Genomic DNA, 22,173 nt, shown 5'->3' on the forward strand with positions numbered 1-22,173 from the left:
ATGGTTTAGGAACATTAAATTATCAATGGCAAGAGTCAGCCGATAATGGAGTCACCTGGACAGATATTAGTGGAGCGACTAATAATACTTTTGCCTTATCTCAAACCCAAGTGGGGAAAAAGGTACAGGTAAAAGTGAGTTATACTGACCTATTAGGAACAGCAGAAATAGTTAATAGTAGTCCGACTTCTGTGGTTTCTGGGCTTTTGAATAATGCTCCTACAGGTAATGTTAGTATTACGGGAACACCGGAACAAAACCAAACCTTAACTGCAACCAATACCTTAGCAGATGCAGATGGTTTAGGAACATTAAATTATCAATGGCAAGAGTCAGCAGATAATGGAGTTACTTGGACTAATATTAGTGGAGCGACTAATGATACTTTCACCTTATCTCAAACCCAAGTGGGGAAAAAGGTACAGGTCAAAGTTAGTTATACTGACCTATTAGGAACAGCAGAAATAGTTAATAGTAGTCCGACTTCTGTGGTTTCTGGACTTTTGAATAATGCTCCTACAGGTAATGTTAGTATTACAGGAACAGCAACACAAAACCAAATTTTAACTGCAACCAATACCTTAGCAGATGTTGATGGTTTAGGAACGTTTAATTATCAATGGCAACAGTCAGCCGATAATGGAGTTACTTGGACTAATATTAGTGGAGCGACTAATGATACTTTCACCTTATCTCAAGCACAAGTTGGGAAAAAGGTACAAGTCAAAGTGAGTTATACCGATGGACTAGGGACACAAGAAACTGTTAATAGTTCACCCACAAATACCGTTACTAACGTTAACGACTTACCGACAGGGAATGTTAGTATTACGGGTACACCTGAACAAAACCAAACCTTAACCGCCACAAATACCTTAGCAGATGTTGATGGTTTAGGAACATTAAATTATCAATGGCAAGAGTCATCTGATAATGGAGTTACTTGGACTAATATTAGTGGAGCGACTAATAATACTTTGACCTTATCTCAAGCACAAGTTGGGAAAAAGGTACAAGTAAAAGTTAGTTATACTGACCTATTAGGAACAGCAGAAACAGTTAATAGTAGTCCGAGTTCTGTGGTTTCTGGACTTTTGAATAATGCTCCTACAGGAACAGTTAATATTACAGGAACAGCAACCCAAAACCAAATTTTAACTGCAACCAATACCTTAGCGGATATTGATGGTTTAGGAACATTAAATTATCAATGGCAAGAGTCATCTGATAATGGAGTGACTTGGACAGATATTAGTGGAGCGACTAATAATACTTTCACCTTATCTCAAGCACAAGTGGGGAAAACGGTACAGGTAAAAATTAGTTATACTGACCTATTAGGAACAGCAGAAACTGTTAATAGTAGTCCGACTTCTGTGGTTTCTGCGCTTTTGAATAATGCTCCTACAGGAACAGTTAATATTACAGGGACAGCGACACAAAATCAAATTTTAACTGCAACGAATACCTTAGCGGATGTTGATGGTTTAGGAACATTAAATTATCAATGGCAAGAGTCAGCAGATAATGGAGTCACCTGGACTAATATTAATGGAGCGACTAATAATACTTTCACCTTATCTCAAGCGCAAGTTGGGAAAAAGGTACAAGCAAAAGTTAGTTATACTGATGGACTAGGAACAGCAGAAACGGTTAATAGTTCACCCACAAATACCGTTACTAATATTAACGACTTACCCACTGGAACAGTTAATATTACGGGGACAGCAACTCAAAATCAAACCTTAACCGCCACCAATACCTTAGCAGATGCGGATGGTTTAGGAACGTTTAATTATCAATGGCAAGAGTCAGCCGATAATGGAGTTACCTGGACAGATATTAGTGGAGCGACTAATAATACTTTGACCTTATCTCAAGTGCAAGTTGGGAAAACGGTACAGGTAAAAATTAGTTATACTGACCTATTAGGAACAGCAGAAACTGTTAATAGTAGTTCGACTTCTGTGGTTTCTGGACTTTTGAATAATGCTCCTACAGGGAATGTTAGTATTACGGGTACACCTGAACAAAACCAAACCTTAACCGCCACAAATACCTTAGCGGATGTGGATGGTTTAGGAACATTAAATTATCAATGGCAAGAGTCAGCCGATAATGGAGTCACCTGGACTGATATTAGTGGAGCGACTAATAATACTTTTGCCTTATCTCAAGCACAAGTGGGGAAAACGGTACAGGTAAAAGTTAGTTATACTGACCTATTAGGGACAGCAGAAACGGTTAATAGTAGTCCGACTTCTGTGGTTTCTGGACTTTTGAATAATGCTCCTACAGGGAATGTTAGTATTACGGGTACACCTGAACAAAACCAAACCTTAACCGCCACAAATACCTTAGCGGATGTGGATGGTTTAGGAACATTAAATTATCAATGGCAAGAGTCAGCCGATAATGGAGTCACCTGGACTGATATTAGTGGAGCGACTAATAATACTTTTGCCTTATCTCAAGCACAAGTGGGGAAAACGGTACAGGTAAAAGTTAGTTATACTGACCTATTAGGGACACCAGAAACGGTTAATAGTAGTCCGACTTCTGTGGTTTCTGGACTTTTGAATAATGCTCCTACAGGGAATGTTAATATTACGGGTACAGCCGAACAAAATCAAACCTTAACCGCCACTAATACCTTAGCGGATGTTGATGGTTTGGGAACGTTTAATTATCAATGGCAAGAGTCAGCAGATAATGGAATTACTTGGACTAATATTAGTGGAGCGACTAATAATACTTTCACCTTATCTCAAACACAAGTGGGGAAAAAGGTACAGGTAAAAGTTAGTTATACCGATAAACTAGGAACAGCAGAAACGGTTAATAGTAACTCCACAGCTACCGTTACTAATATTAACGACGCTCCTACAGGAACAGTTAATATTACAGGAACACCTGAACAAAACCAAATTTTAACCGCCACCAATACTTTAGCGGATGCGGATGGTTTAGGAACATTAAATTATCAATGGCAAGAGTCTGCCGATAATGGAGTGACTTGGACTGATATTAATGGAGTGACTAATAATACTTTCACCTTATCTCAAGCACAAGTTGGGAAAAAGGTACAAGCAAAAGTAAGTTATACTGACCTATTAGGAACACAAGAAACCGTTAATAGTAGTCCAACTTCTGTGGTGGCTGCACTTTTGAATAATGCTCCTACAGGAACAGTTAATATTACGGGTACACCCGAACAAAACCAAATTTTAACCGCAACTGATAACTTAGAAGATGCGGATGGTTTCTTAGAATACTTAAATTATCAATGGCAAGAGTCATCTGATAATGGGGTCAACTGGACTAATATTAATGGAGCGACTAATAATACTTTTACCTTATCTCAAGCACAAGTTGGGAAAAAGGTACAAGCAAAAGTTAGTTATACCGATGGACTAGAGACAATAGAAACTGTTAATAGTAGTCCGACTTCTGTTGTTACTAATGTTAATGATGCTCCTACAGGAACAGTTAATATTACGGGTACAGTGACCCAAAATCAAAAAAGTTTAACCGTCACAGAAAATACCTTAGCGGATGCGGATGGTTTAGGTACTTTTAATTATCAATGGCAAGAGTCCGCCGATAATGGAGTGACTTGGACAGATATTAGTGGAGCGACGAATAATACTTTGATCTTATCTCAAGCCCAAGTGGGGAAAAAGGTACAGGTCAAAGTAAGTTATACCGATGGACTAGGGACACCAGAAACCGTTTATAGTAACTCAACCAATGCAGTTCTTTTGGATAATATTATCGTCACCCAAGCTTTAGATAACGGCAAGGGAGATACCCAAGGAACCCTGAGTTGGGCGATAGACCTAGCTAATAAAACCCCTGGAGCCGATACTATCAAACTGAACACCGATGTGCGTCTGAATTTTGGCAGTGATGTGATTCGGATGTGGAGTTTGATTAATAGCGATATGACCATTGATGGGCAAGGATATACCATCAATGGGGATAACAATAATAATGGTAAAGCGGATAAAGATGACCGTCCCATCTTCTTCGTCTATGGGGGGAAACCGGAACACACTGATAAGGGAGTTAATGGATTTCTCGATGTCACGTTTAAGAACCTGACCCTGAAAAACGCAGTTGCTAAGGGAGGCGATGGCTTGAACTCCGGCGGCGGTGCTGGGATGGGCGGGGCACTGTTTATTTATCAAGGGAATATCACGGTTGATGGGGTGAAGTTTGAGGGGAATCAGGCTATAGGGGGTAATGACACAGGAGGCTATGACCAGTTTAGTGGTGGTATTGGGTTGCAGAATATAGCAGCTAATAATGGCGGCTTCGGCAGCGGTGGCCAAAGTAGCCAAGGTGGCCAAGATAGCCCAGGTGGCCCAGGTGGCTTCGGTGGCGGCGGTGGCAGAGGTGGCTACGGTGGCGACGGTGGTGGCAAAGGTGGCTACGGTGGCAACGGTGGCAACGGTGGCCCAGGTGGCTTCGGTGGCGGCGGTGGCAGAGGTGGCTACGGTGGCGACGGTCGCCAAGGTGGCTTCGACGGTGGCCAAGGTGGCCAAGGTGGCCAAGGTGGCTTCGGCGGTGGCGAAGGTGGCGAAGGTGGCAAAATTGGCAAAAGTACCAAAGTTAGCAAAGGTAACGACGTTAGCTACGGTGGCAAAGGTGGCAGCGGTGGCCCAGGTGGCGGCGGTGCAGGAATGGGAGGAGCTATCTTTATTCGGGATGGCAATCTTACCGTCACAGGGAGTTCTAGCTTTCAGAATAATTCTGCTGCGGGTGGACAGGGGCGTGAATCCCGGATATCCACTGATGATGGACAGGGACTCGGAGGAGCTATATTTGCCCTTTCCCAAGCCGCAATAGAGCAGCAAAAGAAAATCAATGGCCAAGGTTTACCCACCGCACCCCCAACCGTCACCATTAGCACCGATACCACCTTTGCAGGCAACTTAGCCGCCAATGCAGACACCTATACCCAAGACTTTCAAGGAACCAACCTTAACACTGATGCTGTGTTCAGTGGCGATATTAAAGTTGCCACCCCCGCAGCTATCTCCAAAACCATCCAAGCCAAAGCTTTAGATGGCCCCATCTCTGGAGCCACAGCCTTCCTAGACACCAACTTCAACCGCACCCAAGATAGCGATGAACCTGGTGCAACCACCGATGCTGCGGGTAACTTCACCCTGGAGATTGCGGGTAACTTCGACCTCAACAGCAATGGCACTCTCGACTTCGATGAAGGGGAATATGTGGTCGTCGGCGGCACCGATGCCATTACCGGACAAGCCTTTACGGGTACATTGCGGGCACTTCCCGATTCTACGGTCGTTACCCCTCTAACCACTTTGATTTCTGCCCTCGTCGATACAGGACTCACCCCAGAAGCATCCGAAACCCAAGTCAAAACCGCTTTAGGACTGCCCAGCACCATTAATTTAGCTACCTTTGACCCCATCGCAGCAGCCCAAGCGGGTTCTCCTGAAGGCAAAGCGGTGTTAGCGGCACAGGTGGCAGTGCAAACTCTGATTAGCCAAATCAGTAACTCCCTGCAAACGGTTATCGGTGTTAGCAGTAATGGCTTAGATGCTCTGGTGACGGGGAATCTAGCCCAACTCCTGCAAAGTGGCAGTTTCAATCTCAGTGATAGCAACGCAATTCAAACTTTGATTACTAACACAGTTAGTAATATAAACAATTTGTTAGCAGAGGTAGACCCAGCAGACAATACTATTAACCTAGAGGCGATTACCACCAATGCGGCTCAATTATCCCAAGTGATTGCCGCCAGCAACCAGCAAATTCTCACCGCCACCACCACGGATGGCATCTTCCAAGCCCAAAAAGTCGCTCAAACCAGCGTCACAGAAGATTTAATCGCCGCCTTCAGTGGTACAAAATCCTTTGATGAAGTAGTAGCGGAGAATACCGGAGAAGCCTTAACCACTCAAATTGCCACCGCTACCATTGATACCTCTGTCATTGACCAACCCACAATAGACCCTAACAATCCAGACACAGGAGGAAACGTCATTGATAACGGTAATATTGACCCGAATCAGCAGGTGATTAATAGTACCGGAGTTAGCTCAACCAATCAACTGCGTCCCACAACTACTAACACCGCTACTCCCACCCCAACAACAACTAATCCCCCCTCCCTGAGCGACCCCATCGAACAGTTTATAGCTCAGAAAAATCTAACCTCCATTCCCACCAGTAACCCCCCCGATGACCTGCTCTTAGGAGATGAGCGTCCCAACTCCCTCAGTGGCGGTGTCGGTCAGGATACCTTACTTGGTTATGGTGAAGTCGATTTCCTCTCAGGAAATCAGGGTCAAGATGTGATTTATGGTTTCCTTGGAAACGACTTAATTTATGGTGGTAGCGATGAAGACTGGGTGGGAGGCGGTAAAGACAATGACCTGATTTTTGGAGGTTTAGGAAACGATACCCTCAGTGGTGATTTAGGCAATGATACGGTATTTGGAGAAACTGGAAACGATTTGTTAGTTGGTCATGCTGGAGATGATCTGTTGTCAGGAGGTTCAGGGAACGATAACCTTTATGGTGGCGACGATAACGATCTGATTCATGGCGGTCAAGGCGACGATTTTGTAGATGGAAGTAGCGGCAATGATTTAGTCACAGGAGATTTAGGCAATGATACCCTTAATGGTGGAGTCGGAACAGATTCCCTCATCGGGGGTCAAGGAGCCGATATCTTTATGTTAAATCCCGGTGAAAATGGCGATATCATCCTAGATTTTGTCGGAGGTGAAGATCTGTTAAAATTGACCCAAAATTATAATTTTAATCAGCTTACCATCCTGCAAGGGAGTGGAACTCAAGCCGGAAATACCTTGATTCAAGTCGCAGCTAATAATGAACTTTTAGCCACTTTAATCGGTGTTACTGCTAACTCAATTACCGCCAATTCTTTTACCCTTAATTAACGAATACATCTCGAAACCCGGTTTCTTCAAGACATCGGGTTTCTTTAACAATTTCTAACAACTTCAACAATGTTTTATGCTTCATCATCGTTACCTTTATTTAACCGGACTCCCTTGCTCTGGGATGTTTTTTGTCAGTCAACTGTTAGCTCAACATCCTGAAATTCATAGTGATTATTTGCGATCGCCTCTTTGTGATTTACTGCTGAACTTTCGCGATTTTTTGACCACTAACCCCGAATTAATTAACCAATTAAATCAAGACTTTCAGGGGACAATGGAGCGATCACTCTTAGGAATGAGAGGGTTTATCAACGGATGGTCTGAACCGATTTCTCAACCTTGGATTGTTGATTTTAATCCCCAATGGTTGGAGCATTTAGAGTTAGTTCATTTAATTGATCCTAATTTTAAAATGGTCGTTTTTGTCAGAGAATTAGGTCAAATCTATGGAGCAATAGAAACCCAACATCAAAAAACATTACTATTAGATTTTCCTGAAAAATTAGCCTCTCTTTCACGAGCAGAACGCGCTCAACAATTATTCATCCCTCCAGGGATTATCGGTTCAGGTCTCAAGGCTTTAGAACAAATCCAAGACTTAGAAATTAGTTTACAAGATCGGTTATTTTATGTCGTTTACGAGCATTTAATGACAAATCCTCAAGAAGTGTTAACAGAATTATTCACCTGGTTAAACCTCCAACCCATTACACCGAATTTAACCTTAATTCATTTTGAATTATCTAATTATTCTCAGTCTTTTGGTAAATATGTCGAAGAACCTTACAATCCCCATCAGCCATTAATTAATTATCCGCTACCCAAGCGTTTTGAAACCACAATTAAACAGAATTTTACTTGGTTTTATCAAACGTTTTACCCCGGTTTATTGTAATTCTCTATGTTTTGTTAACTGTTCCCTGCTATAACGCTATGACTTTAAATCCTCTCATTCTGCATCAAGGATGTTCTCTAACCCTCAAACGCACAACTCCAGATGATGCTGATTTTCTATTTGAAAAAATGTATTCTTGTTATGAGTTTATGCGTTTATTTCGTTTGAATGATACAGCAAAAACCGTAGAAGAAGTTAGAGAAAAATTAATCACAAGATCCCGTTTAACACCTGCTGAAAGTGGTTATTTAGAATGTTTAATGATTCATAAACATCATGGCATAATTGGAATTATTGCCGCCGCCGACTATAGCGCTCTCCATAAAAGGGCTGAACTGTTAATTGGAATTTTTGAAGAAAAATATCGTTCTATTTTCTATGGAATTGAGAGTTGTATATTAATGGGAGATTTAATTTTTAATGCCTATCATTTACATCGTTTTTATGCCTATAGTTATGGTTATAATCATCCCGCCCATACAGTTTTAACCAAAACAGGATTTCAATTAGAAGGCATCATGAAAGAACATTTATATGATCCTGTGAGTCAACAATATGTTGATCTGCACATTTATGGCATGAATGAAACTCAGATGCGACAAAATCCTCGGATTTCTCGTTTATCTAAACGATTAGTCGGACGTGATATTACCCAACCTTTAACAGCACCCCTTCCTCCTCCTGATGAATCAAAAATTCCGGGTCTGGGTCGTATTTCCCCATCAGAAAATCAACCTTATTTTGCTAAATCAGGAACACTTAAACGAATAAGTTCTTAATTGTTTTAGAGTGTTGTCGCAATTACCAACCTTAGATAGATTTTAATTCCACTCAATTTGACTAACATTAATAATGACGGATGAGTTCAAATGTCTTATGAGTGCTGAAATATCAACTGCTTGGGATAAGGTACAGGAGATGATTAATGATTTTATCATTCTCTTACCGAATCTTGTCTTAGCATTTATTGTTTTCTTTATTTTCTTGTTTATTGCTAGAACAATTAAACAGATGGTGAGACGTTTTACTCAAAATCGTCGCCATGCTCGTAATTTAGGGTTAGTTTTAGGACGATTAGCACAAGGAACAACAGTTCTGGTCGGTTTATTTATCGCATTATCGATTATTATTCCTTCTTTGAAAGCGGGAGATTTAGTTCAATTATTGGGTATTAGTGGGGTAGCAATTGGGTTCGCCTTTCGAGATATTTTACAGAATTTCTTGGCGGGTATTTTGATTTTATTAACTGAACCCTTCCAAATTAATGATCAAATTGTGTTTAAGGATTTTGAGGGAACTGTCGAAAATATTCAAACGAGAGCAACAACGATTAGAACCTATGATGGTCGTAGAATTGTGATTCCTAATTCAGAACTATTTACAAATTCAATTATCGTGAATACTGCCTTTGATAACCGTCGTTTAGAATACGATGTTGGTATTGGGTATGGAGATAATATTGAACAAGCAAGACGGTTAATATTAGAAGCTATGGGCGAAACGGAAGGGGTATTACAACAACCTGAACCTGATGCAATTGTTGTGGATTTAGCTGAAAGTACCGTCAATATTCGAGCACGTTGGTGGATTCAACCTCCCCGTCGAGCAGATGCTTTAGACTTACAAGATAAGGTGTTAACAGCGATTAAAAATAAGCTGGTTTCTCAGGGAATTGACTTAGCATTTCCGACTCAAGTTATTCTATTTCATGACCAAACTGAAGAAAATGATGGCAACCGTTCTCGACAACGGGAAGGATGGCCAGCCGGAAAAGGTGAAGTTCCCCAAACACGAAGTATTGGAGGTTCTTTACGAAAATTAATCGAATTACAATCTCAACAAAATGGCAATTCTAAAACAGAATAATATTTGATTGTAGGGGTTTGGTTTCCAAACCCTCTTATTCCCTGGGTTAATAAGGGCGAGGAAACCTCGCCCCTACGATTTCGTTAATTTGCTTTCTCTAAAGCTTGCTGAAGAACTTCTACCCCAGCACCCGGAAGATGAGCATTTTCACTAATATATCGTTTCCAAGCTTTTGTTCCCGGTTGTCCTGCAAATATCTCTAATAAATGGCGAGTAATACTATTTAATTTTACCCCTTTTTGTAACCAATATTCAATATAAGGATACATCGATTCTATGATTTCTCGGCGAGTCAGAGGGGGTGTTTTTTCTCCATAGATTTCTTGATCCACAGTAGCAAATAAATAGGGGTGATCATAAGCAGCCCGTCCTATCATAACTGCATCCACAAATTGCAATTGTTCTTTAACTTCTATTAAGGTTTTAAACCCCCCATTAATTTCAATCAATAAATGGGGGAATTCTTGTTTTAATTGATGTACTTCTTGATAGCGTAATGGGGGAATAGTGCGATTTTCTTTTGGACTTAAACCTTGTAACCACGCTTTACGAGCATGAACCGTAAACTGTTGACATCCGGCTTCAGAAACAATTCTAACAAAATCCGCCATATCTTCATAACTATCCCGGTCATCAATGCCAATTCGATGTTTAACGGTAACGGGTATTTGAACAACTTTTTGCATGGCTTCTATGGCTTGTGCAACTAATTCGGGTTGCGCCATTAAACAAGCCCCAAAATTGCCATTCTGAACCCGATCACTCGGACACCCAACGTTTAAATTAACCTGATCATATCCCCAATCTTCTGCTATTTTAGCGCAAGTCGCAAGATGATTCGGGTTATCTCCTCCTAACTGTAAAACTAAGGGTTTTTCTTCGGGAGAAAAGCTCAATAATTTTTCATGATCGCCATGCAAAATCGCTGCGGTTGTCACCATTTCAGTATAAAGTAACGTTCGCTTGGTGATTTGTCGCATAAAATAACGATAATGGCGATCGGTGCGATCCATCATGGGGGCAATACTGAGGGGATAGCTTTGATTTAAGGTTGAAATTGATCTCAGATTGTTCATGAAATTTAGGATTTTGTTGCTTTTAATTCTAAGGTTATTTTGATCTTTCCACTAACTGAAGTTGGAGGTTGCCAAGTTAACAGCGATCGCCGAATCTGATCAATAATGATCGCTTCTTTTTGATTATCATCTAAATCAAAATTAGAGTCAAGGTCATCAAAAATTGCCCGTTGGACATTACCTTGATCAACAATCATTTCAAAACTGATTTTTCCATTAATAGGAATTGGTAAATTTAACCCCTGTAAATAACGATTTAAGTGTTCTAAAAGGGTGCGATCGCTGATTCCTGTTACTTGAATGACTGCAATGGTAGAAGCGGTATTTCGAGCAGCATTTAGCCTTGTATCGAGTCTATCTGCACCTTGAAATGGAGAGGGTGCAGGCGCAAGTTCTGGGCTTCGTTGACTACTATAATTATTGTAACCCGATGCTGAACGCACTCGTCCAATAGCCATCGAAGTTGGAGATTGAACTTGAGGAGTTTCGGGAGTCCCAAAAATGCCCTCATAACTGACACCTTCGGGTAATTCTATCGGGACTTCAACGGTATGACGGGTTCCATTTGGATCAACTCGAACTTCTTCACTTACGGCTACAAATGCGGTATAATTTGATAGTAATTGATAGGATAAAGCGGTGCGTGTTACTGCGTCAACTCCTGATTTTGTTTCCCCAGAAAACATTTGATTCATCAGTTCTTTAATTTTAGCTCGTCCCCACAATTTAGCAATGGCAATATTACCAGATTCGTTCGTATTAACGGCTGGAAAATTAACAGGTAGGGTTTGTTCATAGCGATCGCCGTTGGCTGTTGTTCCTGTAATTCTTAATAACCCATTGCGTCGATCTAATTTACGTCCAAATAAGACTAAAGGTTGATTATCAAATAAATCTGATAAGGTGATGGGGTAAATTTCCGGTTTTAATCCTTCCCCTTGCCAACTGATTTCAATATCGGTTAAAATGGGATTATTAATCTGTTTAAAAAAGGTTTCGACGACGGTTTCGGTGGGTTCATCTTGACGAACAATCTGTACTGTTCCTCGTCCCATTTCTCCTAAACGATTTAATAAAAATCGATTAACTGAACTTCCCACCCCAAAACAATAAAACCGATTTCCGGGTTTAAGTTTATTTTGTACTTCTGCTATAACTTCCTGATCATTCCCAATATAACCATCAGTCAGTAAAACAATACTGCGTAACCGACCCGTTGGAGGAGAAGGGAAACGCATCACCGATTGAATTCCATTTAATAATTCTGTACCGCCATTCGCTTCTAATTGATTAATATAATTGAGTGCTTTTTCTCGGTTAGCAGGAGTATTTTCTAAGGGAGTTTCGGATAACGTATTCGTCGTATTTGCAAAATCAATAATGGTAAAGGTATCTTCAGCATTTAATCCTTGAATAAACCGTTTCATTAATTCTTTGGATTTTGTTAAGGGTTCACCTTCTTGGGAACCGGAAGTATCCATTAAAAAGATAACGTCTTTGGGAATAATTTGATTGGGATTATAACGAATTGCAGGTAACAGATAAGTAGCAAAATGTCCCCCCTGTTGATCAGCTTCTGTTAATACCGTTGCCCTTGTATTTTCTCCTGAAATTTGATATCTTAGAATTAGATCTTTATTCGGAATTTGATCCGAGTCATCTAAACGCACAAAAACTCGATTTCCTTGTTGTTGGGTAATAATTTTATGGGAAGTTGAACGAACATTTTCAATAGGAATCCCTGCATCAATTTCAAGATCTACTTGAATTTTATGCTCTGATTTTGTATTGGGATCAATAATAGGCGGTGTAATCCGATCTGCATCGGGGACTTGATTGGTATTGGGTTGATTTTTATCAATTAATTGACCCGGAATATAACGGGGGCCAACCACCATCGGAAACACAAATTCATAATCTCCCCCTTCAAATTTTAACTGATCAATATAGCGAATCGTTACGGATATTTGCTCACCTGGTTGAATATTGGCTACAGACTGAGTAAAAATATTATCTCGTTCCTGTTCTAATAAAGCTGCGGTGCGACCTTGATCTTTAGCGCGTTGATAGATTTCTCTCGCGCCTTCTTTGGTTTCAATTCTCGATTTTATCGTGCGATCGCCAATTTTAATCACCATTTGATCAACAGCGGCTTGATCAGGAAGGGGAAACACATAAATCGCTTCTAAAGGTTCTTTAAACGGATTTTCAAAGGTTTGAGAAACTTCTACCTCAGAAAGATTTCCTGAAATTTTAGCGTTAACCTGGGTTTTTTTGAGGGGAAAAACTTGAGTTTGAGTAGAAGATTGAACATATAATCCTCCTACAGGTTTCTCAGATAATTGTTGAGGAAGTTGTGCTAATTTTAACGTTGAAGATTGCTGTTCCAACTGTTGAACGGGACTCGCCAATGTGGGAGAAGTATTCCCGATAAAATTGAAACCGCTAAAAATCAGAATTCCCCAAGAAAGTCTTGCTAAAGTCAATAAAGAGTTCATGAATAAGACTGCCATTATTTAAGTTACAATATGAATCAGGTCTATAAACTAAGACCTAATAAGGATCATAAACGTTCCTGAGCTACATTACTTTTTAGCATTCAGAAGACTCCTGTAGGGACAGCTACAGCTTGCACCTACAATTCATGATTCTATCGTGTTTTGTCCTATATCCTTGCTCAAATTTAAAATTAAACTCTGGATCAGGTCAGTAAACCCCTATAATTGAAACTTAGGTTAGGAATAGAATTTCTATAGTACGTTTTCTCAGAATAAATTATTGATTTCCTATGCTTCACAACACTCTCCCTATTCGGATTTTTATAAGTACCGGAGAAGTTTCCGGTGATTTACAAGGATCACTGTTAATTGAAGCTTTATTCAGACAAGCTAAAAAGGCAGGAATATTAATAGAAATTATAGCATTAGGGGGAGAAAAAATGGCAGCCGCAGGAGCACTATTATTAGGGAATACCACAGGAATTGGTTCCGTTGGAATTTTAGAATCTATCCCCTATATTATCCCGACCTATTTGATGCAAAAACAAGTCAAACACTATTTAAAAGAGCATCCTCCTGATTTAGTGATTTTAATTGATTATATGGGGCCAAATATTGGGATAGGGAATTTTATTAAACATAACTTGCCAACAATTCCTATTTTTTATTATATTGCACCGCAGGAATGGGTTTGGTCAATCGGCTCTCGCAGTACAGCACAAATTGTTAAACTAACGCATCGTATTCTTGCCATTTTTCCTGAAGAAGCACGTTATTTTCAATCAAAAGGTGCGAAGGTGACATGGGTAGGTCATCCTTTATTAGATCGAATGAAAATGGCTCCAAGTCGTGAAGAATCTCGCCGAAAATTAGGCATTCAACCGGATGAAATTGCGATCGCTTTACTTCCGGCTTCTCGATGGCAAGAAATTAAATATTTAATGCCCATATTATTTGAAGCGGCTCAACAAATTCAAGCTAAAATACCCCAGGTAAAATTTTGGATTCCCTTATCTTTACCTGACTATAAAATAGCGATTGAAACAGCTATAAAAAACTATCAACTGAATGCCGTTTTAGTTTCAACTACATCGAGTTACTATCAAACCTTAGAAGTGTTATCTGCCGCCGATTTAGCCATTACAAAATCAGGAACCGTTAACTTAGAAATTGCCTTATTAAAGGTTCCCCAAGTTGTCGTTTATCGAGTCAGTGCTTTAACGGCTTGGGTTGCTCGTCATTTCCTGAAATTTTCGATTCCGTTTATGTCCCCGACTAATTTAGTGCAAATGCAAGCCATTGTTCCTGAATTATTACAAGAAAAAGCCACTCCCGAAAATATCCTTCAAGAGGCGATAGAATTATTAACAAATCAACAAAAACGACAAGAAATGTTAAATCAGTATCAACAGATGAAACAAGCGTTAGGAGAGGAGGGAGTGTGCGATCGCGCGGCTTTAGAAATTCTTAAGAGTCTCTCTCAGTAAGCAACCCTTAATTTTTATTTTTTACCGAATTGCTGTAAAATAGTAATCAATAAACGATTTAGGAGGAAAATTCCCTTGCCTATTATCGTAGTTCAAGAGTTAACCCCAAGCCAAGTACAAGATTTAGAGCAACTTTATAAACAAGGATGGTGGAGTCATCAACGCACCTCAAAAGACATTCAAAAAATGCTAAATCACTCCGATATTATAATCGGTCTAGTAGACTCTGATACCCAGAAATTAATCGGATTTACGCGAGTTTTAACAGATTATACCTATCGAGCCTTAATTTGGGATGTTTTAGTCAAGAGTTCCTATCAAAATCAAGGATTAGGGAAAAAATTAATCGATGAAATTCTAACTCATCCCACTTTAAAAGATGTTGAAGCCTTTCTATTAATGTGTTTACCTGAAATGGTTCCTTTTTATGAAAAATTAGGCTTTCATTCATCCGATAGTGTCAAATTAATGAGCTTAGAAACCTCAACTCATTATCAAGAATTTTAAGAAAAACTAGGGAATATAGCGCTACGCATTACAGTTAGGACATTTCCAAATCCTGAAACCCTTTCACTTCTTACTGTTCGGTGTTCCCAGTTAAGCTGTTCCCTCTTCAAGTAGCGCTATAGATAAAAAAATAGGAATCAGACAGAAGCCTCATTCCTCAAGCATAAATAAACTGATATTGAAACCTATTCCCTGTTCCCTACAAGATGAAATTTATTTTTCAAAATTGGAAGGACTATCAACCTCATCATCGGAATAGTCAACGGGTCGATATTCAACATAATCAGTTGAATTTGTGTTGCGATTGCGATCTTCAGAATAACGATATTCTGAAGAAGAAGAAGAAGAAGAAGAGGAGGGACGACGACGAGAACGGGGTGTTTCAGAAACTTCCCAATCCTCTTTCTCTACTGAAGGTGATGCGGGAGGACGGTTAGGACGCTTTCTAGCCGATCTTTCTTCCCGTTCTCTGGGGGGTTCTCCCCAGTCAGATGCAGTGTCAGGACGAGATTCAGGACGGGGACGACGCTTGCGAGGACGATCTTCTACCGGAGGATAGTCAACACTGCTATTTTTGCGGCTAGAGGGACGCCGACGGACAGCATCATCGTCATAGCTATCGGCTCTACTTAAACGAGTATCCCGACTCCCGCGAATTTGACGAGCCATGGGCATATATTCGTCGGTGGGTTCGAGTTCGTCTAATTCTGCATCGACCCGATAAACGTTACTGACATAGCGTTCATCGTCCACAATCGGAGCTCGTTCTTTGGCTTGGACAACAGCAATTCCTCGGAGGCGAATACTTTCCACCGCAAAGAAAATCGCACTTCCCGTTAATAAAAATTGGCCAAACGCTAGAATGGGATCAAGTCGCCATCCCTGAAAGAGCAGAATTCCGCCACAGAGTAACCCGATGGCCGCAAAGAAAATATCATGATCCCGTGCCAGCTTTGGACGCCAGGAACGCAGGAAATATAATCCAGCACCAGCAACCGCGAGCATAATCCCGACTAAGCTGCTGAAATTTAAACCTAAATTAACCATTATTCGTTCTCCTATGCCAGTCCTATCTTAGCGAGTTCTCTTGAGAATCTCTACTGATCGGCACTTGTGGATGCGTATTGTTGGCAAAATAAACAGGAGGGGCTAGGGATTCAGATTAAGTTCTGACTTCTTAGCCCCTAAGTTTATCGGTTTAACAAGGATTTTGGCAAGTGTACCAAGACTTGTCTCCAGAGAGTCAGTCTAGGAACGAATGACTTTATCCTTCTGACTGATAAAAATCAGACCGACGGTAGCGGGAATCACCACAATCAGAATTCCAGCCAGCAAACTATAGAAAAAGTTCATCAATGAAGGTGTCATAACAAATGCGATCCTTGTCTTAGAATAATTTCTTGGTCTACTATTTTAACAATACTTGACACTCCATCGTCCTAGAAAGGCGATAATTCTGAGTTAATCCAGTTTTCGGTTAAAATCTGGGGCAGCCATTCCCCGGTTTCTGAGAAAATACCCCAAAACCGTTAAAATTAATCTCAGAAGCAGTAACAAAACTTAAAATATTTTGTCTCATCTTATGAATACAACCATTTTAATGTGGGGTTTAGGCTTAATTCTAGGTTTAATGACGTTTTTGTTTATTTTCAGAATCGTCCTAACTTGGTATCCCCAAGTCAATCAACAGCGTTTTCCCTTCAACTTGATTGTTTGGCCGACAGAACCCTTTTTAGTCGTCACCCGTAAAATCGTTCCTCCTTTGGGAGGTGTAGATATCACCCCGATTATCTGGGTGGGGATTTTCAGTCTGCTGCGGGAAATACTCCTCGGTCAACAGGGTTTATTAAGAATGCTTTAACAACCCCTGTAAAAGGCTGGGAACTCAACCCATCTTGTTTTCTATCTAGCTCTTGCCTTTTGCAAATGTCCTAATTTTCGTAATAGGTGTAACTCCCACCATCGCAGACATTCACTGCCGATTGAATTAAAGCACCTCGTCCAACGCTGCCATCATCACTAGGGCCTAATACCCCTTTGAAATCATAGTTGCAATCTTCACGGCCATCATCAATCGTGATTTCCGTTGACTCTCCTGGGGGAAGAACATCAACTCCCAAAATATCTTCTTCCCAATCACTGGTACTTGGAGGCGAAGCATAGAATGATTCTAAAGTTCGGCTGGTACCGTTAACGAGAGTGAATTTTACACTTTGAGTCTGGGCTTTCGCTCCAGTTGCAAATAAACTCAGTAGCAGGGTTAGTCCAATTAATACTCTAAATTTCAACATGGGTGACAATCCGGTAGAAATCATAGTTGAGTTTTTGACACTCCCGGTGCCTAAAGGCTTGGGGATTCTGGGTTCAATGAAACCACTTAATCAAAGTACCTTGCAGTGCTTTAACCAGAGGTGGGATTCTCCCCCAGCGTAAATTTGGATATGCCCTACCCTATTCGCATAACTGCGAGTTCTTTTTTGTTTAAAAACTGGTCGTCTAGTTCCCCTGAATCTTTTACCCACTGCTGGGGAAAACTAGAACTGTGCAGTAGAACCGCATAGATTCACTTGTCAAGGTGAGCGTGCGTTTTACCCTTAGGCAACTAGGTTTTTAGACAGGTTATTTACCGTTCCTGTTATCCGAAATCGTAGCACCATTGGATGTCAATAGACAACCCAATATAAAGCCCTCCTAGAAGGACAGGGTTTTAAACCCATTTTTCTGATAACAACACAACGACCCTGAACATCCGAGAATTTACTTAACTTTGACGTAGTGGCCTATTGACCCCAGAGGGCGAGATTGTAAGCTTTTAATATTATTAGAGAAGGATTGGATTAAACGGCTGAATCAAAAAGGTGTATTATGTCCGATATCTTGGGGGTTTTGCCCTGAATCTTCATAACAACTCTATTGTCTAAGCCTATTTATGTTACGCCGAATTATTCAATTTTTCAAACGACTGATTCAACGCCTGTTTGGGAAACAGCCCTCTCCTCCATCCCCAACTTCCGAAGCCCTTCCCACTCGGACAGATACGGAATATGAAGCACTGTTTCTGCAACTCTTGGACACAGTGCAACAAGGCGCTAGTCGGGGACAAGTTAAAGGCTGGTTGATTGGGAATAAAGTTCAAGAAGGGGAGTTAGTGGCTTGGTTACAACGCTTTGGAACCCGACTCCTACAAACACCTAGCCAACATGAAGAACTCGCACGACGAATGTTACTGTTAGCGAGTTTGGAAATAGGAGAAATAGGAGATGTTTCAGGACGCATTGGTACAAGTATTTTGGAACAAATAGCTCCACAAACAGAGTCAAAAGCTTCAGATATCAGAGAAGCTTATCCAATTATTGATGCGGAATTTGCGGGTGATGGGGTAACGGTTCCCTCTGCTGCACAACCTTCAGAAAATGTTGGGGTTTATCCCATTATTGATGCGGAATTTCTGGAAGATGGAGTAACCGTCTCAACGGAGGAAGAACCCCAAATCATTGAGGAACCTCCTGTTAATTATCAACCGGAAATTCCTTTGGAAGAAACCCCAATTATTGAGGAAACTCCTGTTAATTATCAATCGGAAATTCCTTTGGAAGAAACCCCAATTATTGAGGAAACTCCTGTTAATTATCAATCGGAAATTCTACCGGAAGAAAACCCAATTATTGAAGAACCTCCTGTTAATTATCAATCGGAAATTTTCTTGGAAGAACCCCAAATTATTCAGGAACCTTCTGTTAATTATCAATCGGAAATTCCCTTGGAAGAACCCCAAATTATTCAGGAAACTCCCTCTGAGGTGGAGACATGGTTTGAACAAGGAATTCAACAAGACGAAGCCGGAGATTTTGAAGCTGCTTTACTATCCTTTAATACAGCAATTCAACTCCAACCCGATCATATTTATGTTTGGTTTTATCGGGGTAATACTCTCAAAAGTTTAAACCGACTTGAAGAAGCATTAGACTCCTTTGAACAAGCGATTAGACTGCATCCAGAATATGCTGATGCTTGGAATAATCGCGGCAGTATCTTAGAGATTTTAGGACGAGTTGAAGAAGCCTTACAATCCTATGAACTGGCTCTGGAGTTAGAACCGAATGATGCCTATGTTTGGAATAATCGCGGAAACGTGTTATCGGATTTAGGGAGATTAGAAGAAGCATTAGACTGTTATCAACAAGCCATTGAATTAGAACCCAACTATTTTAATGCGTTGTATAATCGAGGATTTTCTCTACTCAATTTAGGGAGATTAGAAGCAGCCTTAATTTCTTTTAATCAAGCTCTGGAATTGCAACCTAATGATGCAGATGTCTGGTATAATCTGGGTCTAACTTTGCAAGAGTTAGGGCAAACTGAAGAAGCCGTTGCAGCCTTTGAAAAAGCAAAAGAACTGCAACCCGATGAAGATGAAAGTTAACCCAATACAATAGGGTGCGTGATCCTTCGCTTCGCTCCCCACAGCGCACGCACCCTATTCGTAATATGAAGTCCTTAAATATTATTTGCTACAAATAATTGTCAGATGGCTAATCACTCTTCTTTATCCTTTTCCATTCCTGTAAGGATCGTGGCTGTTGTTGCGATCGCCTTTTCCCTCATTAGTTGTAGCAGTAAATCTGCCGAATGTACAAAACTGATTAGTGCAATTGGTGAAGGTCAAACCTTAGTGGTTAATCTCACTCCTCAAGGGGATGCAATCACAACCCAAAAACTCTCACAACAATTAAATCAAATTTCTCAGGACATTGAAACCTTAAAAGTTCAAGATAAACCCTTACAAACTGTTCAAAAAAATGCTACCCAACAATTTAGAGACCTATCCAACAGCCTCAAACAATTGGGTGAAACCTTAACGACTGCGGAAAAAGTCTCTATTACCCCAGAGGGAAAGCAACAACTCTTACAAGCGCGAAAAAATGCCCAAGAAATCGGAGAAAAAGCCAAACAAACCGCCTCTCAAAATGAAGCTTTATTTAAAGAGTTAGTGAATTATTGCCCGAAGAAAGAAACCTGAACAGGGGTATTGACTATTGGCTTTTATTGAGTACCAAGTGCAAAGTCAGAAGGTAATGATTTCCCCTACTTTTCCCCCTGTCCCGAATATTCAAGAATATTCAAGGTAATAAACTCTTAAGTCCCCATCCGGCAACTACCCCAATGAAAAAAGCCCAGAGTTGACCTGTTTTCAAGATATGGTTCCAAGTTCTGACAAAATCAGCAACAATATCCACATCCACTTGTTGAGCTAAAATTGGGGCTTGAGTCATGAGGTCTAAACTGTGATAAAAACTATTAACTCCATCAATAGGATTCAGTATTAGAACCGTGATCATCAAGATTACCTCCGTTGTTGGGTTGAACTTGCAACACCACAAGGGTCATATCATCCCCATTTCGATTTCCTGAACCAATAAATTGTTGAACTTGTTCAAACAAATATTCCAGAATCAATTGGGGATTTCTACAATTTTGACACGCCCACTGAAAGGCTTTACTCAGATTTTCCTCATCAAAGCGATCGCCCCGTTGATTCATAGCATCGGTAAATCCATCCGTATAATAAATCACGGTATCCCCAGGAGAAAGCTGGATTTGAGCTTCATAATAGCAACTATCCGCATCTAAACCAATCAACATTCCCAAAGTATCTAACCGTCGAATCGTATTCGTTGCTACTTGCCATAATAACGGGGGATGGTGAGCAGCATTGCTATAGGACAACATTCGAGTTGCCGGATCATATTCTGAATAAAATAACGTCACAAAGCGGTTAGAATTCTCCAAATCCGCATACATCACTTGATTCAAATGTCCTAAAATTTGAGACGGAGAATGACGGTTTAACACTTCTGCCCGCAGCATTCCCCGTGTCATGGTCATAATTAAACCTGCGGGAACTCCTTTGCCCATGACATCCCCAATCACAATACTCCAGCGTTCATCCTGATGAATAGAGGGATGATCACCCCGTTTATCAAAATTAGAGGGGATAAAATCATAATAATCCCCACCCACTCGGTTAGCCGTTTGACATTGGGCTGCAATATCTAAACCGGGGATAGTCGGGCATTTTCGAGGTAGTAATTGTAACTGAATTTCTGCCCCAATTTCTAATTCTCGATCTAAGCGTTCTTTTTCCCGTAGGGATGTTGCTAACTCATCATTAGCGATCGCAACGGCGGTTTGATCCGCAACTAATCGAATTAATTTTTGACGGGTCGGTGTCCAAACATAATTGGCATCATGACTAAAAACATATAACCGTCCCCGTTCCGTATTATTAACCAAAATCGGTGTGCCAAATAGCTGCACATCAGAGCCCAGGTAGCGACTCACCTGATAATCTAAATTCGCTGTATAGGTTTGTAAAGCCGATTCAGACAAGTCTCCCAGGCTGGTTTTTGGCATCAATGAAATTTGTCGGGTCACAGTTTCAATGGCTTGTCGAATATCTTGACACTGGCGTCCTTCCTGACAATGGAGCCGTTGAAACCGGACTTGTCCGTTGGGCTTAAACAGAACTAAGGCACCGCCATCGGCATCCGTTACCCGACTGGCTACTAAAGGAGTTAACTCTAAAAATTGATTCAGGTTGTTGAAGCTACGCAGGGCATACCCCAAGGAACTTAACAACTCGTTCACGTTTTGCTGTTCTCGATGCAAACGCGCCACCAGTTCTTTCAGGGTGAAAACTGGTGTGGTTTCTGGTGTTGCAGAACCCGAAATCGAGTCAGCAAATTGATCGGAGCGTCTGGGTAGGGGCAAGGCTGTCATGTTCAGTTTGAGGGAACAGGGAACAGGGAGCAGGGGGAGCAGGGAGAGCAGGGAGAGCAAGGGGAGCAGGGGGAGCAAGAAAAAAATAATGAACTTCTGACTCCTGACTCCTTCTTT

Annotated in this window: 16 protein-coding genes; 9 read left to right on the plus strand and 7 right to left on the minus strand. The window is 40.8% G+C overall.

All coding sequences use genetic code 11. The features are described 5' to 3' along the window. From H6G57_RS29575 to H6G57_RS23510, 4 genes are all read left to right on the plus strand, one after another. A partial coding sequence (locus H6G57_RS29575) for a hypothetical protein (protein ID WP_190523056.1) occupies nt 1–6,944 on the plus strand: 6,944 nt, incomplete at its 5' end. 76 nt (nt 6,945–7,020) lie between these two features. Then, nucleotides 7,021–7,842, plus strand: coding sequence for a sulfotransferase (locus H6G57_RS23500; RefSeq protein WP_190523058.1), 822 nt, complete (start codon nt 7,021–7,023; stop codon nt 7,840–7,842). 38 nt (nt 7,843–7,880) lie between these two features. Continuing rightward, the gene (locus H6G57_RS23505; RefSeq protein WP_190523061.1) at nt 7,881–8,621 is read left to right on the plus strand and encodes a GNAT family N-acetyltransferase; all 741 of its coding nucleotides are present in this window, start codon (nt 7,881–7,883) and stop codon (nt 8,619–8,621) included. Nucleotides 8,622–8,718: 97 nt separating this feature from the next. After that, complete coding sequence (locus H6G57_RS23510; RefSeq protein ID WP_190523063.1) at nt 8,719–9,708, plus strand: mechanosensitive ion channel family protein; 990 nt, start codon at nt 8,719–8,721, stop codon at nt 9,706–9,708. 83 nt (nt 9,709–9,791) lie between these two features. Here H6G57_RS23510 and dusA read toward each other — a convergent pair whose 3' ends face one another. Together dusA and H6G57_RS23520 are read right to left on the minus strand one after the other, a co-directional pair. Continuing rightward, nucleotides 9,792–10,784, minus strand: a complete 993-nt coding sequence (gene dusA / locus H6G57_RS23515) for a tRNA dihydrouridine(20/20a) synthase DusA (RefSeq protein WP_190523065.1) — start codon at nt 10,782–10,784, stop codon at nt 9,792–9,794. Nucleotides 10,785–10,789: 5 nt separating this feature from the next. Further along, a complete protein-coding gene (locus tag H6G57_RS23520; RefSeq protein ID WP_242049073.1) occupies nt 10,790–13,282 on the minus strand; it encodes a VIT domain-containing protein in 2,493 nt (830 codons plus the stop codon). A gap of 290 nt (nt 13,283–13,572) precedes the next feature. Between H6G57_RS23520 and lpxB the strand changes: the two genes are divergently transcribed. Both lpxB and H6G57_RS23530 read left to right on the plus strand, forming a co-directional pair. Then, nucleotides 13,573–14,769 (plus strand): lipid-A-disaccharide synthase, encoded by a 1,197-nt coding sequence (lpxB, locus tag H6G57_RS23525; RefSeq protein ID WP_199314429.1) that lies wholly within the window; start codon nt 13,573–13,575, stop codon nt 14,767–14,769. Between the two features lie 75 nt (nt 14,770–14,844). Then, nucleotides 14,845–15,276, plus strand: coding sequence for a GNAT family N-acetyltransferase (locus tag H6G57_RS23530; protein WP_190523069.1), 432 nt, complete (start codon nt 14,845–14,847; stop codon nt 15,274–15,276). A gap of 213 nt (nt 15,277–15,489) precedes the next feature. Here the strand turns inward: H6G57_RS23530 and H6G57_RS23535 are convergent, their stop codons facing one another. Beyond that, nucleotides 15,490–16,323 (minus strand): Ycf66 family protein, encoded by an 834-nt coding sequence (locus H6G57_RS23535; RefSeq protein ID WP_190523071.1) that lies wholly within the window; start codon nt 16,321–16,323, stop codon nt 15,490–15,492. 201 nt (nt 16,324–16,524) lie between these two features. Further along, on the minus strand, nt 16,525–16,644 hold the full coding sequence (psbX, locus tag H6G57_RS23540; RefSeq protein WP_083617394.1) for a photosystem II reaction center X protein: 120 nt from the start codon (nt 16,642–16,644) through the stop codon (nt 16,525–16,527). A 214-nt stretch (nt 16,645–16,858) separates the two neighbouring features. Between psbX and H6G57_RS23545 the strand changes: the two genes are divergently transcribed. After that, on the plus strand, nt 16,859–17,137 hold the full coding sequence (locus H6G57_RS23545; RefSeq protein WP_190523073.1) for a YggT family protein: 279 nt from the start codon (nt 16,859–16,861) through the stop codon (nt 17,135–17,137). A 70-nt stretch (nt 17,138–17,207) separates the two neighbouring features. On the opposite strand, the gene H6G57_RS23550 is transcribed toward H6G57_RS23545, so the two are convergent. Further along, complete coding sequence (locus H6G57_RS23550) at nt 17,208–17,567, minus strand: hypothetical protein (protein WP_190523075.1); 360 nt, start codon at nt 17,565–17,567, stop codon at nt 17,208–17,210. A gap of 638 nt (nt 17,568–18,205) precedes the next feature. Here H6G57_RS23550 and H6G57_RS23555 point away from each other — a divergent pair. Continuing rightward, entirely contained in the window at nt 18,206–19,699 is a 1,494-nt protein-coding gene (locus H6G57_RS23555; protein ID WP_190523077.1) for a tetratricopeptide repeat protein, read from the plus strand. 105 nt (nt 19,700–19,804) lie between these two features. After that, the gene (locus H6G57_RS23560; protein WP_190523078.1) at nt 19,805–20,296 is read left to right on the plus strand and encodes a hypothetical protein; all 492 of its coding nucleotides are present in this window, start codon (nt 19,805–19,807) and stop codon (nt 20,294–20,296) included. A gap of 100 nt (nt 20,297–20,396) precedes the next feature. Here H6G57_RS23560 and H6G57_RS23565 read toward each other — a convergent pair whose 3' ends face one another. Then, nucleotides 20,397–20,615 carry a hypothetical protein gene (locus tag H6G57_RS23565; RefSeq protein ID WP_190523158.1) on the minus strand — a complete coding sequence of 73 codons (219 nt, stop codon included), beginning with the start codon at nt 20,613–20,615 and terminating at the stop codon, nt 20,397–20,399. Then, nucleotides 20,584–22,056, minus strand: a complete 1,473-nt coding sequence (locus tag H6G57_RS23570; RefSeq protein WP_190523080.1) for a GAF domain-containing SpoIIE family protein phosphatase — start codon at nt 22,054–22,056, stop codon at nt 20,584–20,586. Before H6G57_RS23570 ends, H6G57_RS23565 begins: the two co-directional genes overlap by 32 nt. Nucleotides 22,057–22,173 lie beyond the last annotated feature (117 nt).

The organism is Planktothrix sp. FACHB-1365, assembly GCF_014697575.1.
Taxonomy (GTDB): domain Bacteria; phylum Cyanobacteriota; class Cyanobacteriia; order Cyanobacteriales; family Microcoleaceae; genus Planktothrix.